Annotated in this window: 14 protein-coding genes, 2 pseudogenes and 1 other annotated feature; of the genes and pseudogenes, 1 reads left to right on the top strand and 15 read right to left on the bottom strand. The window is 45.0% G+C overall.

Features of this window, described 5'->3' with window-relative positions; all coding sequences use genetic code 11:
• Positions 1–28: 28 nt before the first annotated feature.
• The 14 genes and pseudogenes from HT574_RS11615 to HT574_RS11550 all read right to left on the bottom strand — a co-directional run bounded on the left by HT574_RS11615 (position 29) and on the right by HT574_RS11550 (position 16,429).
• Positions 29–697 (bottom strand): type 1 glutamine amidotransferase domain-containing protein, encoded by a 669-nt coding sequence (locus HT574_RS11615; RefSeq protein ID WP_061579356.1) that lies wholly within the window; start codon positions 695–697, stop codon positions 29–31.
• Between the two features lie 107 nt (positions 698–804).
• Positions 805–3,927, bottom strand: a complete 3,123-nt coding sequence (locus HT574_RS11610) for an MMPL family transporter (protein ID WP_175244728.1) — start codon at positions 3,925–3,927, stop codon at positions 805–807.
• Positions 3,924–4,376, bottom strand: a complete 453-nt coding sequence (locus HT574_RS11605) for a MarR family winged helix-turn-helix transcriptional regulator (protein ID WP_175244727.1) — start codon at positions 4,374–4,376, stop codon at positions 3,924–3,926. The genes HT574_RS11610 and HT574_RS11605 overlap by 4 nt, the downstream gene beginning before the upstream one ends.
• Positions 4,377–4,634: 258 nt before the next feature.
• A complete protein-coding gene (locus tag HT574_RS11600; RefSeq protein WP_175244726.1) occupies positions 4,635–5,057 on the bottom strand; it encodes a DUF5946 family protein in 423 nt (140 codons plus the stop codon).
• Between the two features lie 263 nt (positions 5,058–5,320).
• Entirely contained in the window at positions 5,321–6,268 is a 948-nt protein-coding gene (locus HT574_RS11595; RefSeq protein ID WP_175244725.1) for an ABC transporter permease, read from the bottom strand.
• Positions 6,261–7,175: pseudogene (locus tag HT574_RS11590) on the bottom strand (ABC transporter ATP-binding protein). Before HT574_RS11590 ends, HT574_RS11595 begins: the two are co-directional and overlap by 8 nt.
• Positions 7,172–7,876, bottom strand: a complete 705-nt coding sequence (locus tag HT574_RS11585; protein ID WP_175244724.1) for an ABC transporter ATP-binding protein — start codon at positions 7,874–7,876, stop codon at positions 7,172–7,174. Before HT574_RS11585 ends, HT574_RS11590 begins: the two are co-directional and overlap by 4 nt.
• Positions 7,873–8,253 carry a GntR family transcriptional regulator gene (locus tag HT574_RS11580; protein ID WP_175244723.1) on the bottom strand — a complete coding sequence of 127 codons (381 nt, stop codon included), beginning with the start codon at positions 8,251–8,253 and terminating at the stop codon, positions 7,873–7,875. The genes HT574_RS11585 and HT574_RS11580 overlap by 4 nt, the downstream gene beginning before the upstream one ends.
• A 5-nt stretch (positions 8,254–8,258) precedes the next feature.
• Positions 8,259–9,041 (bottom strand): hypothetical protein, encoded by a 783-nt coding sequence (locus HT574_RS11575; RefSeq protein WP_175244722.1) that lies wholly within the window; start codon positions 9,039–9,041, stop codon positions 8,259–8,261.
• Positions 9,042–9,804: 763 nt separating this feature from the next.
• Positions 9,805–11,112, bottom strand: coding sequence for an ATP-binding protein (locus HT574_RS11570; RefSeq protein WP_175244721.1), 1,308 nt, complete (start codon positions 11,110–11,112; stop codon positions 9,805–9,807).
• Between the two features lie 238 nt (positions 11,113–11,350).
• Positions 11,351–13,765, bottom strand: a complete 2,415-nt coding sequence (gene pheT, locus HT574_RS11565; RefSeq protein WP_175244720.1) for a phenylalanine--tRNA ligase subunit beta — start codon at positions 13,763–13,765, stop codon at positions 11,351–11,353.
• 16 nt (positions 13,766–13,781) lie between these two features.
• Positions 13,782–14,816: a phenylalanine--tRNA ligase subunit alpha gene (gene pheS / locus HT574_RS11560; RefSeq protein WP_175244900.1), complete on the bottom strand. Its 1,035-nt coding sequence runs from the start codon at positions 14,814–14,816 to the stop codon at positions 13,782–13,784.
• A gap of 150 nt (positions 14,817–14,966) precedes the next feature.
• A pseudogene (locus HT574_RS19940) lies at positions 14,967–15,101 on the bottom strand (NUDIX domain-containing protein); the annotation flags it as partial.
• A gap of 233 nt (positions 15,102–15,334) precedes the next feature.
• Positions 15,335–15,571 (bottom strand) — a binding site (T-box leader).
• An 87-nt stretch (positions 15,572–15,658) separates the two neighbouring features.
• Positions 15,659–16,429, bottom strand: a complete 771-nt coding sequence (locus tag HT574_RS11550; protein WP_175244719.1) for a TrmH family RNA methyltransferase — start codon at positions 16,427–16,429, stop codon at positions 15,659–15,661.
• A gap of 97 nt (positions 16,430–16,526) precedes the next feature.
• On the opposite strand from HT574_RS11550, the gene sspI reads away from it, so the two are divergent.
• Entirely contained in the window at positions 16,527–16,742 is a 216-nt protein-coding gene (sspI, locus tag HT574_RS11545) for a small acid-soluble spore protein SspI (protein WP_017437220.1), read from the top strand.
• Positions 16,743–16,901: 159 nt separating this feature from the next.
• Here sspI and HT574_RS11540 read toward each other — a convergent pair whose 3' ends face one another.
• On the bottom strand, positions 16,902–17,825 hold the full coding sequence (locus HT574_RS11540; RefSeq protein ID WP_175244718.1) for a pseudouridine-5'-phosphate glycosidase: 924 nt from the start codon (positions 17,823–17,825) through the stop codon (positions 16,902–16,904).
• Position 17,826: the final 1 nt, after the last annotated feature.

Genomic DNA, 17,826 nt, shown 5'->3' with positions numbered 1-17,826 from the left:
GTTCGGCTCCCGTTGCCGTTTATCATCTTTACTTTCCTTTCTCCTCCAGCGCCTCAACAACCTTTTCCGCCGTGCTTCTACTGGATTGCGGGTTTTGCCCGGTAATCAAATTGCCGTCACGCACGGAGAAATCTGTCCATTTTTCACCGTGGACGAAATTGGCGCCTCTTAAGCGCAACGTCGATTCAAGTAAAAACGGCATATATTGATCTAACTGCACCTCTCTCTCTTCTTCATCCGTAAACGACGTTACCGTCTTTCCCTTGACAAGCGGCGTCCCGTCCTTATATGTCACATTGACAAGACCAGACGGACCATGGCAAACGGCGCCAATGATTCTTCCATCTTCAGCGAATTGCTGCAGAACGTACTGCAATGTTTCATTATCTGGAAAATCAAACATCGTCCCATGACCGCCAGGAAGGAAAATCGCATCAAACCCAGTTGCATCGTCTTTGCTCAAACGGGCAGTGTTTTTCAACTCTTTTTCAGCTTCTGCCCAAGCTGGATCTTTTTCTTCAATGCTGCGCGGATCAAGCGGTACTTCCCCGCCTTGAATGCTTGCTACTTTTACGTCATATCCTTTTTCTTTAAACACCAGATACGGAACGGCGAATTCTTCGAGCCAAAGCCCTGTTTTATGGTCGTCGGTAATCGTTGTATGGTTGGTAACCACCATCAGCACACGCTTGGTCATTGGTTATTCCTCCTTTTATCGAATTCGTACTTTTATCATAGATTACCTTCTACAAAAACACCAATAAATATGCTCAAAAAAGCGGGCTCCCTGCCAGAGCACCGCCTTTACTTCATAAACGGCCACCAGTTTGCCTTGCCAAATGTTTTCACCATCACAGGGACAAAGAGCGGCAGCACAACAAGCGCGTATAAAATTAATCCTGTAAGAACAATCGTCGCGATTTGCAAGAGCGACAAGACGCCGGACGGATACATCGCCGCAAACGTCCCGCCTAAAATGACAGCAGCGGAAATAATGACCGTTCCCATATTGCGCATCGCCAGAAGCATCGCTTCCTGCACCGTCTTGTCACGATATTCGTTGAAGCGGTCCATCAAGAAAATGCTGTAGTCGATGCCAAGCGCGATCAAGATGACAAACGCGAAAAACGATACCGCCCAGTTTAGGCCGGTATATCCAAGTCCATGGACGAAAATAAGCTCTGTTACCGCCATCGATGTGTAGTATGTCAAAATAAGCGATAAAATTAAATACATTGGCATGATCAGCGAACGAAGCAAAATGATTAAAATAAGCGCAATGCCGGCAAGCATCAACACGACAGTGCGGGAATAGTCATTCGACGAGATGGTGTGCAAATCAGAATAAATGCTTGTCACTCCGCCAACGGCAACTTTTGCGTTTTCGAGTTTCGTATCTTTGACCGCGCGCGCGACCGCTTGTTTAATATCATCGATTTTATTTAACGCTGACGTCGAATACGGATTTTCATCAAAAATTACATCAAACGTCACTACTTTTCTATCTTTGGACATATATGCATCTTGTGCTTGGGCAAACTCTTTGCTCTCAAGCACTTGTTTCGGCAAATACCAGCCTGTCATTTCTTCGTTTGGCGAAGACGAAAGCTCGGATAAATAGCTTTCTGCGGAACCGAGGCCTTTCGATACTTGCCGAAGACCGTTCGCGCTTTGATCCAGTCCTGTAATTAATTGATTCATTTGCCCGTCTAACTGCGAAAAGCCTTGCAACAGCTGTTCTTGCCCGTCATTTACCTGGCTTAATCCATTCGCCAATTGTGGCAGGCGTTCGATGACTTGATGCTGTCCGTTTGCTGCTTTATCCATCCCTTTTTGCAGCTTGTCAAGCCCGGCAATCAGCTTGGTCATGCCAGCGATCAATGCTTTTTGGCCGCTGATAAGCTGCGTAAACGAGCCATTCGCTTGACGCACCTCATCGCTCACCTGTTTGAGCGCAGTATTTAATTGTACAAAACCAGCAGTCATTTGTTGTGATTGTTTCGCCAGTTCTGCAGCAACCATTTTTGCCCGCTGGTATTCGCGGTCTTGCTGCAACTCTGGATGTGTTTGCTCAATACGGTTCAACGATGCGCTTACCGAGGATAATTGCCCCGATAAGACGTTCATGCCTTCTTGCAGCTGTTCATACTGGCTGACAAGCGAAGAGAGACCGGCGCCCGCCTTTTCATAGCCTTGCAGCAACTGTTCAGCGCCTCGCTTTAACTTTTTCGCATTGTCATGGATTGTTGTCAATCCTTTTTTGATTTCGCCAGCTCCCATCGAACCGCTGCGAATGCCTTGCTCAATTTGTGCCAGCCCTTTTTGCAGATCGCCGACCCCCATTTTGAGCCGCTCCGTCCCTGATACAATCTTTTCCATAACTTTTGTCGCTTGTTTTAATTTTGGCGCGGACACAGAGAGCTGTTCGCTCGCTTGACTTAGTCCAGAGCTGATTTTCTCAATCCCTTCTTTTCCTTGTCCAAGACCGTTTTTTAAGTTTTTCGCTTGCTCGGTGACAAACAATTGTTCAATCGGTTTTCCTGTCGGACGCGTGACAGAACGTACTTTGTCCACCCCATCGATTTTTTCGACTTCACGGCTAATTTTTTCGATTAATGCGAAATACTCCTGCGAGTTCATCGCTTCATCGTTTTTCATGACGATTTGCGTCGGCATCGCTTCGCCAGGATTAAAGCTTTTGGCAATAACGTTAAAAGCTTTGACGGACGCATAGTCGTCACCAATTTCTTCAAGGGAATCAAACGACAAATTCCCTTCATATGTCACCAATACGGGAACGGTAATGACCGCAACGATGCCTAACGCAATTAACGGTCTGGCAAACGCAAACCGGCCTGCGGCATCCCACAATCGGCTTTGTTTATGTTCCAAATTTCCTTTTACCGGCCAAAACAGCTTTGGGCCAAGCGCCGCCATAAAAAACGGCACCAACGTCATCAGCGCAACGAGCAGCACCGCGACACCAACCGCGACCGCGGCAGCCGATTGATACAACTTAAACGTCGACAGCCCAATTGCGGCAAACCCGATCATCACCGCGATTCCACTGAACAATACCGTTTTTCCTGCGGTACGGTATGTGGCGACAATGGCATCCGTGCGGTTTTCATGCTGTGAAAGTTCTTCCTTAAACCGGCTTAACAGCAAAATGCAATAGTCCGTCCCAATTCCAAACAACACAGCAACTAGAAAGATTTGCGTAAACGTAGACAGCGGAAAATTCACTTGATCCACAAGAAAAGCAACGATCGACTGCGACACTAAATACGTCATCCCGACGGTGACAAGCGGAATAAGTGGCGCGACAAACGAACGGAACACGACAAATAGCACCACTAAAATAAACACAACCGTAATGCCTTCCGTCTTTTTCAACCCTCTCTGCGAGCTGACGACAACGTCTTCGTCAATCATCCATCCTCCCGTGTAATAATGTTCGACAGAAATGTCATCAATCGCTTTGTAAAGGGCCTTGCTTATTTCTTTCGTGCTTCTTCCGTTCCGCTCCAGCTTCACGGACGTTAAAATCGTCGTGCCATCCTTGGAAACAAGTTGATCTTTCAATTCTTTTTCTTTAAACGGGGAAATAACTTCGGTAATCCCGAGCTCCTCTTTCTGCGCTTCCAGCTGTTCAACGGCACGCTCTGCTTCCTTCCAATCGTTGTCCGTCAGCCCGCCTTTGCGGTAAAACACAAGCGCCGTTGACAGTTCGCTTCCTTTGTTCTCCTTCTTTTGCACTTCGTTTAAAATATCGATCGCTAGCGAAGAGGAATATCCTTTTGGCACGCTAAGCTGCCCTTTCTCGCGGACAAGGTCGGCCATGTTCGGCGCCGTCACCATCAGCACGACAAGAGCGGCAATCCACGCCAACAGCACAAACCATTTTCCTTTTACGATTCCTCTCACAATGTTCCCTCCATCTCTTGCAAAATGCGGGCAAGCTTTTCATACGTTTGAATAAATGCTTCAATTTCCTTCTCCGAAAATTTGGTTATGAACGACTCGACTAATTTATGAATTTTTTCTTCCGTTTCCGTAATCCATTCGTCCCCTCGTTCCGTTAACGTCAAATAAACAACCCTGCGGTCGTTTTGGTCACGCGTGCGCTGAATCAAGCCTTTTTTGACAAGGCGGTTTGTCATCGCCGTAATCGCGCTTTTGTTTACGCCAAACATGGACGCAAGCTCGGTTGATGTGCATTTCATTTTCTTTTTTATGTAACGAAGCAGGTAATATTGGTCGTTTGTCATATCCTCATCAAGCTCGCACTTGACGAGCGCCGCTGCTTTTCTCATCACGATAAAGGAAACAGACAAATATCGTTCTACTAAATCTTGAATGTTTCCGTACCGCAAGCTATCACTCCTTTTTGTGAAAAATAGTTTAATTATTTAACTATTAAACAATGTAACAATCTCCTAGAAAAAAAGTCAAAAGAGAAGTATTGAGAAAGGACAACTGTTATTTTTATGCCAAAAACTTAACAAACCGCAGCCATGTGACTTTTTCGATAATGCCGAAAACACAAACAGGCTTCACCTATGGAGCCATTGATGGCAGATTGTTCTGACCCAATTATGGTAGTGTTCCCAGCTCTTCCAGACATCTTCTGCCTAGGATTTAAGCATCTCGTCTCTTTTCTTGCCTGGTTCCACACGCAACACATCGAATACCGTCAGCGAATATGTTTGATGAGGTGGTTCGAAGCGAGGCCAGTCATGCCGCCGCTTGGCTAATTCCATGTGTGCTTTCTGTACTTGCCTTCCCGTGTATCCGCATTCAATGGATAAATATAAGCCGATGAGCGCAAATGCTGTTGTGATGTTGCGCGTCACTCCTCCTGAATGTTGCGCGCCGTAGGCGTCGACGGCTAGTTGGTGGATGAAACCGGGATCATTTTTTGACATGTTATATGCGGCTAATTCTCCGTAAAGCTGCCAACACTCGCCGGATGAGTGATAACGGTCGCAAGGCTCCAAATTTTTACTAGGAAGTTTCAGTTTGCATCCTGGGCATTCTACCATAAGATTTCCCATTTGAAAACACCTCCGTATATTCTTTTCATTTTACAAGATAAAATTACAAGAAACGATAGATTCGTAAACGAGCGGCGTTTGCTCGTTTAAGCATAACAAATACATAAATGAGAATGGACAATAATTGGTTATATACCTCATTCTCCGTTGCACTAAACAATGCTTGGACATTTAATAAAAAAATCCATCTCCTTGGCAGTCACATACCATGATAAAAAACAAGGGCCAAGGAATGGATCGTTTCCATAAACGAATAGGACCGATTACGCCGCAACATCGCGCTTCCGGAAAATAAACCATGTAAGTACGCTAAATATAACAAAGTAAATAAGCAGCATCATCATGGAAAATGGCATCGTCATTCCTTCGACAAGCGGCGTTCCATCAATATATTGCGTTAAGTTTGTATTGGCAAATAATAAATATTTTGCCCAGTCAAATTTCATGGCAAGAAGCGTCGTAATCTGCGGTCCTACAAATAGTGCAAAAGTCGTCAGTCCAACCGCAAGTGAGTGATTGCGAAACACCGCGGATATCATAAACGCAAAAGTCGTCATCATAACAAGATCAACACAATTTAAGGCATATACTTGCATGACATAGAGAAGCATGTTTTTCTCAACAACCGTTCCGTTTTGGTACGCTAAATATGGTTCGCGGATGTTTTCGATTCCAAAAACAATCGCGCCGACGACGGACGAGAAAACAAATAGCAATAGCAGCATGCAAAGCGCAAACAACAGGGCGGCAATGTATTTCGAAAGCAAAATTTTCGTGCGGCTGGCAGGACGAATGAGAAGCAGCTTGATCGTTCCCCACGAGAATTCACTCGCTACGCTTCCTGCCGCCACAATAATCGTAAACAGTGTGATCAGCACAATAATGTCTGCAGAATTTACCAAATATCCCCAGAACGTATTGGACGCCACAGGTTTTATATTATGCTCTAGACGATACTCATTGATTTTCAACTGCTGTTCGAGATGATTTTTATACATTTTTGGCACCTTTTCCTCAGAAAGCTGGGCTTCAATTCCCTTTATCTCCGAAGCAACCTCGGCCTTCCAGTTTGCCGGTTCTTTATATGTTGCTTTTATAATCAGCGCTCCCGTTAATGCCGACAAGGCAAGAAGCCCGATCATGAACCATGTGCCAATACGGCGATAAATTTTCATATTTTCGTTTTGAATTAATGAAAGAATGCTAGACAATTTCATTACCTCCCGTCATTTCTAAAAATCTTTCTTCCAACGATTTCGTAAGAACTTGAATGCCATATACTTTGATATTTTCTGACACTAAGGCGGCATTCAAGCTTGGTATTTCCTTATAATCAATGGAAACTTCAATTCCTTGCTTTGTCTATGTGATGTTCATATGAGGATAGATGTTTTTGATCACAGTTAGTGCCTGTTCCACCGGCTCTACTGTTAGCAGCACTTTTTGAGCTTGTTTTGACAGTTCCTGAACCGATTCAATTCCAACTAATCTTCCATGTTGAATAATCGCAAAGCGGTTGCACATCATTTCCATTTCCGACAGAATATGGCTTGAAACGATGATCCCCAGCCCTTCTTCTTTCGCCAGCTTGCGCAAGTAATCGCGGATTTCGCGGATGCCGGCGGGATCGAGCCCGTTTGTCGGTTCATCCAAAATAAGCAAAGAAGGCCGATGAAGCAATGCTTGCGCCAGCCCTAGACGCTGCCTCATGCCGAGCGAATATGTTTTCACTTTGTCATAAATTCGTTTTTCCAAACCCAATAGTTTGACAACCTCATCGATTCGCTCTTTTGTTACTCCTTTTGTCATTCGCGCATAGTGCAATAAATTTTGGTAACCCGTTAAAAATTTATACATCTCTGGATTTTCCACAATGGCACCGACATGTTGAATCGCTTTTTCAAAGTCTTTTTGAATACTAATTCCATTAATCAGCACTTCGCCGCTAGTAATTCCCATCAGTCCTACGATCATGCGAATCGTTGTCGTTTTTCCGGCGCCGTTCGGTCCAAGAAATCCAAACACTTCTCCTGGAAATACCTCAAGCGACAAATCATGGATAATCGTTTTCTTGCCAATATCTTTCCTGACATTTTTCAACTGCAAAAGTGGATTCATGGTCGTTCCTCTCCCTTATAAATTTTTTTCAGCCGGTTTACTACACTATCGCGGCTTGTTTCTCTTAATTCATCGACGTGGACGAGCTCCGCCACTTTTCCATCACGGAGGAAAATCGCCTCATCCAGCAATGGTTCCACTTCATCGATTTCATGTGTCGTCATCACAATCGTCTGCCGTTCTAGATCGACAAATGAAATCAGTCCCTTGACGATGGATTCGCGCACCATCGGGTCAAGACCGGACAGCGGTTCATCCATCAATAAAATCGGCGCTTCCCGCGCTAACGTAAAAGCGATTTTCGCACGGCCCCGTCCGCCTTTGGACAGCTGTCTTAGCTTTTTATCAGGCTGGATTTCCATAAACTCTAAAATGTCATGCGCTTTTTCTTTGTGGAAATCGCTAAATTGCGAAGCGTAAAACTCCAGCATATCCTGAACCGTAAAGCTGTCATAATAGACGTCCAGCTCCGATAAATACGCGACTTTGCCGCTGATTTTTCTCGTTACTTCCATTCCATCGACTAGCACTTTTCCTTTTGTAGGAAAAACGAGCCCGGCAATCAATTTCAAAAAAGTCGATTTGCCGCTGCCGTTTGCGCCAAGGACGCCGATGATTTTTCCTTTTTCTAAACTTAGCGATACATCATCTAATGCGATGACATTACCGTATTTTTTTGTGACACGCTCGAATTCAATCATTGTTTCTCTCCATCCTCTCCCCTGCTGAAATCTTTTAACGAAGCTATCATGTCATTCATCGTAAATCCAAGCTCTTTCATGTTCCGTATAAAATCAGCCACAATATCTCGCTTCAGCTGTTCACGCAACCGTTCGATGACTTCCACATTTTCTGTGACAAACGTTCCTTGACCGCGCCGTGTTTCCACAATCCCTATCCTTTCGAGCTCACTATATGTGCGCTGGATCGTATTCGGGTTTACTCCAGTTTGTACAGCCATTTCCCGCACAGACGGCAATTTATCTCCCGCTTTCCATTCGTTACGCACAATTTTCTTATTAATTTTTTCCATTATTTGTATATAGATCGGTTTCGTTGTATCAAATTCCTCTGTCACGATGCTTACACCTCAACTTTTCTGTCAATCAACCAAATAGAAGCACAAAATACGAGAACAGCAATAATACCGTAAAAAACAATTACTCCTATTGCTATCGTTTCAATCTTTTCGATCATTATCCATCCTTCAGTTGTATCGTATTTGAACGCAACCCCCGGCATCGCTACTTTTCCCCATCCCGTTAGCCATTCGTATACGTTTGTTTTCATAAACAACGAAAATAGCCAGCCTAACAGAAAATAAATAAGCGCAACGATCAACCCCGAGAGTTTTGGAAACATTTGTTTACAGATGCGGTAAATCACCCAATAAAACAAACACCAGATCGCCATATGGATAGATAGCAGCACAATAGATAGAACCGCCAGCACACCGGCTTGGATAAAAAGCTCATGATTCCACATCTCCTCATGGAAATACCTCTCTTTTATCTCAAGCGACGCAATGTAGGTAAATAGCGCTGAAACAAACAAGGAAACAAGCAGACTGCCAAACGCGATGAGCAGTTTGGCGCTTACTAATCGAAATACCGATTGCGGGGTTTGAAGCCATAAATGGAGCCGCTTCGTTTCTGTTTGCAAGCTGAGAGCCATAAATATCAACATATAAAAAGCATGCAGGCATGTGACAATCAATGATGGAAAGAACATCGTTACCGGCTCATCGTATTTTAGAGCCAATAAATATGCCACTATATTAACAGCGATCACGATTCCAACCGTAGTTATTATCCACAGTTTCGAGATGCGCCATTCTTTTCTTAATAAGCCAATCCACGGATTCATTCTTTCCCCTCCAACAACAGTGAATTAGTGTACTAGTAATATAGTACACTAATATTCAAAATAATGTCAATTTGTCACTCTTCTTTTCTTCATACACATAAACGACCGAAAATCGTCTTATGCTTAAACAAAGGAAACGAGGCAAATAAAAAAGATGTCGTAAAATTGTTTGATCGACATCCTTTGTTCCACACTATTTACATTTTGAAATATCTCAGCAAAGATTTTCTGGAAATTCGCGGTCGTCCTACCGCGTATAGCGTTTCAGTAAAAAAATGTCGGCCGATGCATCGCAACAAAGATTGCAAAAAGAGGAGCGATTTCATCATCCATTGCATGTTCCGCAACTCAATTAGAAATCATGTTAATATCCACCCCTTGGGATGGTAGTTGGACCTCAGTATATAATTTCCAAGGTGGTGGATTTTCATGAATCGATTATGCATTTTTTACCACGTTCTAAATATTGACAAAATTTCTTAGATCCTAGATATTGATTAACCTTAATGAAAATGAGTTTAATCATGTTAAAATCACTGAAAAAGAGTTTTTAGCACTCCATTGAAAATGAGATAAAGTCCAATTTTACAATTGACTTAATCTTCTTGAGACACAACAAAAATGAACAATTATCTAATTTTTATTTACTTTGGTTAAACCTGTACAATTTATGTTCAGCATCTTTGCATTAAAACCAGCTTTTCCGTGATTTTTATGCTTGGAATCACTGCTGGAAAGACAAATTTCCGATTCGTGATTCGTCTCATAAAGCGACAAAGGCGTCACGTTTTTGCTCAACAGATGGGGTATGCAGAGACTGAGTGAGTGGAAGATATAAGGATACTTGCGTTCCCTTGTTGACTTCGCTCGCAATTTGGATCGTTCCACCCATCGATTCGATAATTCGATAGACGACCATCATTCCAAGTCCGGTGCCTCTTCTTCCTTTTGTTGTAAAATATGGTTCTCCGAGGCGCTCGATTTGTTCTTTTGTCATCCCGACTCCTGTATCTGAGATGCGGATCAGCACTTGATCTTTTTCGATAGAAATGTAAACTTCGAGTGTGCCGCCATTTGGCATTGCTTCAATGGCGTTCTTGATAATATTGAGCAAGCATTGTTGAAGTTTTTGGCGTTCCCCTTTGACGTTACAAGGAATAAGCGACGTTTGGACTTCAACACTATTCATGTTTGCCAGCGGACGCACAATATCGATGACGCGTTCTATTTCTGTTTTCACATTTAGATTTTCTACGCTTTCCGGAGCAGGTTTGGCAAATGTAAGATAATCCGTGATAATCGCTTGAGCGCGATCTAATTCTTCGATGGCAATGCGAATGTATTGTTTCCGCTTTTCTTGCGTTAAATGGCTTTGCTCCAGCAATTGTATAAACCCTCGCGCGGTCGTTAGGGGGTTGCGTACTTCATGGGAAATAGAAGCAGCCAAGTGGCTGACCACTTCCATTTTTTCCGCGCGGATAATCCGTTTTCTTAATACGCTGTTCTTGTATAAAATTTCCTTAAGATAGCATGTGAAAATCATACTGATTGGCTGAATAGGCAGGTAGAGCCAAAACGCTGAAGAAGCCGGCAATGTGTGATGAAAGGATTGGATCAAAACGACCATGAGCATCTCGGAAACAGCGGATAATAGAAAAGCAAGCAAAATGCGCTGTTTGGAAGACAAGGCCAAAAATTTTTTCGATAAGGCTATGCCGGCGATCATAATGGCGACCGATGTAATAGCGGTCAGCATGAATTCTTTTCCGCCAAAAAAAGAGTGGTAGCCAATCGTCACCATACAAAGAAAAAAGCTGGCGATCGGCCCTTTATACAAACTGCCCAACCAAAGAGGCACTTGATGTAAATCGTAAATATATTCCGCATCGATGTTGGGATTGATAGGAAATGTCATGCAAAGAATGATGATAATAGCAAAAGCAAGTGTTAAAATGTACTTCCTTATTTTTTCAGGTGCGTTTCTTTCCTCAAGCCATAATGCAAGAATGAAAACTGGGATTAAAATAAAAAACAAATTTAATAGGACGTTTTTTACAATGTCGAGGAACATATTCACACCTTCCTTTACATGACAAAATCTTAATGAATTCAGCATTTATTTAGCCATTTACTATTGTAAAAGAAAGAAATGTCAGATGTTAAGTACGAATGTTTAGTGTTTTTCTGACATAAACGTTTGTTTTTCGACATAATTTTCCTTAAAAAATTTTTTCAATCGTTTTATTTAAATTTTCCTAAAATCAACAAATCCCCCACCTTATGCTTTCGCATAAAATGGGGGATTTGTTTTATCCGCGCAATGTTGCGCCGAATTGCTGTTCCACCGCCTGAATGACTTTTTCATGAACGGCGGTTACTTCTTCATCTGTTAATGTACGTTCCGGATCGTAGTAACGGAGCGAAAAGGCAATCGATTTTTTGCCGTTTGGAAGGCGGTCTCCTTTGTATACGTCGAAGATCGATACTTCTTTCAACAATTTGCCGCCCGCTTCGATAATCGTTTTTTGCAGTTCGCCAGCGATGACGTTTTCATCGACAACAAGGGCGATATCACGCGTAATCGATGGGAAACGCGGAATCGGCGAATAGCGGATATCTTCCACTTCGGCGTTTAACAAATCGGTCAAGGCAAGTTCAAAGACATATGTTTCTTTTAAATCGTACTCCTTTTGTACAACCGGATGGAGCTGTCCGACAAAGCCGATCGTCTTTCCATCTAGCAAGATATCAGCGGTGCGCCCCGGATGCATATGTTCGCGTTTTGCTTGTTTATATTCAATGCGATTCGTTAAACCTAGCAACTCGAACAATCCGTCTAAAATGCCTTTCGTGACATAGAAATCGACCGCTTTTTTCTCGCCTTGCCATAAGTGGGCGTGCCATACGCCTGTTACAACTCCGGCGAGGCGTTCTTTTTCGTTTGGCAATTCGTTGTCGCCATTCGCCAGATACACCGCACCTGTTTCATAGACAGCGACGTTTTCAACTTGGCGCGCGCGGTTGTAGCTCGCTACTTCCAAGAGGTGCGGCAGCAGGCTTTGGCGAAGGGCGCTGCGCTCTTCGCTCATCGGAAGCGCCAAGCGGATCGGTTCCGCCGTTTCCAACGCGAACATTGTCGCTTTTTCCTCGCTTGTAAGAGAATACGTAATCGCTTGGAACAGGCCGACATCTTCTAAATAACGGCGTACTTGCCGGCGTTTTGCTTGATATGCTGTCAGTTTGCCCGGCTTCGCTTCCGCGACTGGCAATGTCGCCGGCAAGCGGTCATAGCCGTACAATCTCGCCACTTCTTCGATAATATCTTCTTCAATCGAAATATCCCGGCGTCGTGACGGAACGGTAATCGTAAACGTTCCGTTATCTTCCATGAACGCAAATTGCAAGTTCGTTAAAATCGTGGCAACTTCGTCTTTCGTAATCGTCGTGCCAAGCACACGGTTAATGCGGTCTAGCGTAATGGTGACCGTCACTTCTTGCTCTTTTAGCGTATTGGCCTCGACAATGCCGCCAACCACTTCGCCGCCAGCGTACTCGGCCATTAACGCGGCCGCGCGGTCAAGCGCTTCTTTCGTCCGCGCCGGGTCAATGCCTTTTTCAAAGCGCGTGCTTGCTTCACTGCGCAAGCCGTGGTCTTTCGACGCTTTGCGAATGACAGGGCTCGTGAAATAGGCCGATTCAATAAACACCGTTGTCGTGTCGTTTCGCACTTCGGAATTCGCGCCGCCCATGACACCGGCAAGCGCCACTGGCTCCGTACCGTTGGTAATGACAAGATGATCTTCCGTTAACGTGCGCTTCGTATCATCCAACGTGACAATTGTTTCTCCTGCTTTTGCGCGACGCACAACAATTTCTTTCGAACCGAGGCGGTCATAGTCAAACGCATGAAGCGGCTGGCCGTACTCAAGCAAAATGTAGTTCGTAATATCGACCACGTTGTTATGTGGACGGATTCCTGCCGCCATTAATCGCGTTTGCATCCAAAGCGGCGATGGACCGATTTTCACGTTTTTCACAATACGCCCTGCGTATAACGGATTGTCTTCCGGCGCATCGACGCGCACAGAAATATAATCATGAACATTTTCGTCATTTTCTTGAAGCTCAATGGTTGGCAGCTTCACGTCCCGGCCTAAAATCGCCGCCACTTCATACGCGACGCCAATCATGCTTAAGCAATCGGCGCGGTTTGGCGTAAGTCCGAGCTCTAATACTTCATCATCTAGATTTAGTAATTCCAATGCATCGGCGCCAACCGGAGCGTCGCTCGGAAAAACGAAAATGCCATCAGCGTATTCTTTCGGTACTAATTTCGATTCAATACCGAGCTCTTGCAAGGAGCAAATCATGCCGTTCGATTCTTCGCCGCGCAGTTTTGCCCGTTTAATTTTCAAATTTCCTGGTAAGACGGCACCGACTTTCGCAACTGCTACTTTTTGCCCTTTGGCGACGTTCGGGGCGCCGCAAATAATTTGTACCGGCTCCCCTTCGCCGATATCGACGAGGCATTTGCTTAATTTATCCGCGTTTGGATGCTGCTCGCGCTCAAGCACATGCCCGACGACAACGCCTTTTGCCCCTTTATTTAATACTTCCACGCTTTCGACTTCAATGCCGCTTTTTGTAATGCGGTCGGCTAGTTCTTTTGCGGTGATGCCTGTTAAATCAACATATTCTTGCAGCCATTTATAGGAAACAAACATCGATCAAACCTCCCTTTTATACGCGATGGAATTGTTGCAAGAAACGAATGTCATTTTGATAAAAATGACGGATGTCATCAATGCCGTATTTGAGCATTGCAATGCGCTCTGGCCCCATGCCGAACGCGAAACCCGTATATTTTTTCGAATCAAATCCAGCCATTTCTAATACGTTTGGATGGACCATGCCGGCGCCTAAAATTTCAATCCAGCCCGTTCCTTTACATACGCTGCAGCCATGACCGCCGCAATGGAAGCAGGACACATCGACTTCGACCGACGGCTCGGTGAATGGGAAAAAGCTTGGACGGAAACGGATTTCGCGATCTTCGCCAAATATTTTGCGGGCGAACTCGCGCAGCGTTCCCTTCAGGTCGCTCATGCGAATGTTTTCATCGACAACAAGCCCTTCGATTTGCGTAAATTGATGCGAGTGAGTCGCGTCATCATTGTCGCGGCGGTACACTTTCCCCGGACAGATGATTTTCACCGGACCGCGCCCTTGATGTTTTTCCATCGTGCGCGCCTGCACCGGTGACGTATGGGTGCGAAGCAAAATTTCTTCGGTAATGTAGAACGAATCTTGCATATCGCGCGCCGGATGGCCTTTTGGCAAGTTCAACGCTTCAAAATTGTAGTAGTCTTTCTCGACTTCCGGCCCTTCGGCAATCGTATAGCCCATGCCGATGAATAAGTCTTCGATTTCTTCAATGACGCGTGTGAGCGGATGGTGATTTCCTCTTCGGACCGGGCGGCCTGGAAGCGTGACGTCAATGGCTTCCGCGGCTAATTTTTTCTCGACTTCCTCTTGTTCGAGCTTCGTTTGCTTTGCTTCTAACGCGTTTTGAATCGCTTGCCGTACTTCGTTGGCGAGCGCGCCTATGACCGGACGCTCTTCTGGCGATAATGCCCCCATGCCGCGGAGCACTTCGGTAATCGGTCCTTTTTTGCCAAGATAAGCGACGCGCACCTCATTGAGTGCTTTCAAGTCACGAGCCTGTTCGATTTTTTCGAGCGCTTCTTGTTGAAGCTGCTGCAACCGTTCTTTCATGGAAAACTCCTCCTTTTCTTCTTTATTCGAACGGGCATAGAAAGAAAATGCTTCTTCGACTGCCCATACTTGATGTTCATGGAACAACACTTTTGGAATATCTTCGCGTGGAATCCACACTAGTTCGTGGTCTTTTTCGAAAACGGAGTGTTGCTCTCCTGTAATTTCTGCTATGTAGAAAAACCCATCGCTAGCCATATAGTCATGAAAAGTCGTTGAGTAGAAATACTTTTGCGCACGTCCGATAAATTGGAGAATACGGACGTTATACCCCGTTTCTTCCAAAACTTCACGCTTGAGACAGTTTCCCAATGTTTCTGTCCCTTCCCCCCACCGCCGGGCAAAAAATATCCCGTTGGCGTTTTCACGACAGCGACCATGCCGTCGTTAATGATGACCGCATAGGCGCCTCTCCTGACGATGTAATGTACATGTTCGAGGCGATTGCCAAATATCCACGCTCCCTCCATCCCCCTACTCCTCTTCACTATGTTCCATAAAAAAACTCGCCCCTTAAAATAAGGGACGAGTGCACTCGCGGTACCACCCTTGTTAACAGCGCAAAAAGGCGCTGTTCGCTTCATTGCGATAACGGCATAGGCCGGAACACCTTTACATTCCGCAGACGCGGAATGGTCCCGGTGTCAACTCCAGAGGTGAATTCACTTGCTTCTGCCATAAAAACGCTCCCAGTCTACGGCGTTTTCTCCCTGGATGGCGAGTGGCAAGCTACTCTTCTCTTTCATCGTCGTTTTCCGTATTTATAACTTATTTAACTATTTTTATATTATAGGCAACGGGCAAGGGCGATGCAACCTCTCATATTCAAAAATAGCTTTTATCTATAATTTTACAATGCCCTGACGCAAATGATAAAGCAAAATTCCGGCGGCGACGGCGACGTTTAACGACTCGGCCTGCCCATAAATCGGAATGTATAAGTTTTTCGTCGTCATTTGCAGCAATTCCTTTTGAACCCCGCTTCCTTCGTTGCCGACAAGCAAGGCAAACGGACGCGCCGGTTTGATATGACGATAATCTTCCCCGTTTTCCAGCGCTGTTCCGTAGACCGCGACATTTTCCGTCTGCAGGCGCTCGATCCATTCGCGGAGATTTCCGCGCATAATCGGCAGATGGAAAAGAGAGCCTTGCGTCGCGCGGATGACTTTCGGATTGTATACATCGGCGCATCCTTCGCCAAGAATGACGGCATCCATTCCCGCCGCATCAGCGGTTCGGATCATCGTGCCGACGTTGCCTGGATCTTGCACGGCGTCAATCAGAAGCACATTCGCCTGCGCCCAGTCCATATCGTCATAGGAAAACTGTTCGCATACAGCGGCGATGCCTTGCGGTGTTTCCGTATCGCTGATCGTTTTCATCACGTCTTCTGTAACGATGGCTATCGGGAGACCGCTCACATCCCAAGTTGCCGGGATCGCTTTATTCTCGTCAACAATCAATTGGATAATGGATATGTTGCTTTTTAACGCTTCTTCCACTAAATGAAATCCTTCGATAAGAAAGTGCCCTGTTTTGTCTCGTTCCTTTTTCGTCAACAGCTTTTTCCATTGCTTCACTTGCGGATTTTTTACCGACTCAATTCGTTTCAACGTTGATTCTCCTTTACGTTTTGCGTATCCATATACATAATAAACGAAATTCGCGTAAAAAATAAGCATGTAACTACATACTAGTGAGGTGAACAAGATGGATTTAAATTTGCGCCAAGCAGTTATACAAAATGTGGCCAACAACACGAAGGAGCAATTAGAAGATACGATCGTTGATGCGATTCAGCGTGGAGAGGAGAAATATTTGCCAGGGCTCGGCGTCCTTTTTGAAGAAATTTGGAAACATTCAAGCGAGCAGCAAAAAGAAGAAATGCTCACAACACTGGAACAAGCGGTCAAGCAACACGCATAAAAAGGGAAGCAGAATCACGCTTCCCTTTCCTATTGAATTTTCACGAAGGAAACGTTCCCCCGCTAGAAAGTGCCTTTCCCCGCGCTTCCCTTGCCGCATCTCTTTCATGATCTTCATCGTGTATCATCGGCTTTCACATTTTGATGACAAGGTGTGCCGCTACGCGTAACAGGCCTTGAGGTTGGCGGCAATTTTCGCGGCAAGGACAGCGTTGTTTTTGACTAATGCGATATTTGCTTCAAGGCTTTTTCCGCCTGTTAATGTTTTGATTTTATCGAGCAAGAAAGGCGTCACCGCTTTTCCGGCAATTTGTTTCTCTTTCGCTTCTTTCAGGGCTTCCTCAATAATCGAATTGATGTATGACTCTTCTAGTTCTTCTTCTTTTGGAATCGGATTGGCAATAATCAGACCGCCGTTTAGCCCAAGTTCCCATTTTGTTGCGATTAATTTCGCCATTTCTTCCGGTGTATCGACACGGTAATTCACTTTAAATGGACTTGTGCTCGAATAAAAAGCTGGCAATATGTCCGTACCGTAGCCGATGACGGGAACGCCATTTGTTTCAAGATATTCCAGCGTTAACCCTAAGTCCAAAATCGATTTGGCTCCTGCGCATACAACAGCCACATTTGTGTGCGCCAGTTCCTGCAAGTCCGCGGAAATGTCCATCGTTTGCTCAGCGCCGCGGTGAACGCCACCGATTCCGCCAGTGGCAAACACTTTAATGCCGGCCATATTTGCGCAAATCATGGTCGCCGCTACGGTGGTCGCCCCGTGTTTTTTCATGGCAATCACATATGGCAAATCTCTCCGGCTTACCTTTTCAATCTCTTTGCTTGTCCCTAAAAATTCTAGTTCCTCTTCATTGACACCGATTTTCATCTTTCCATCCAAAATGGCGATCGTCGCAGGAACAGCACCGTTGTCGCGGATAAGCTGCTCCACTTCCTTTGCCGTCTCTACATTTTGTGGATACGGCATGCCATGGGAAATGATCGTTGATTCCAAAGCCACGACCGGTTTATTTTCTTTCATTGCTTTTTCGACTTCTTCTGAGAAAACAAGCACGTCTTTTAAATTCATC

This window comes from Parageobacillus sp. VR-IP, from assembly GCF_013357975.1.
Lineage (GTDB): Bacteria > Bacillota > Bacilli > Bacillales > Anoxybacillaceae > Saccharococcus > Saccharococcus caldoxylosilyticus.
The sequence above is the reverse complement of the archived record's forward strand: the minus strand, read 5'-3'. Positions and strand labels throughout refer to the sequence as shown.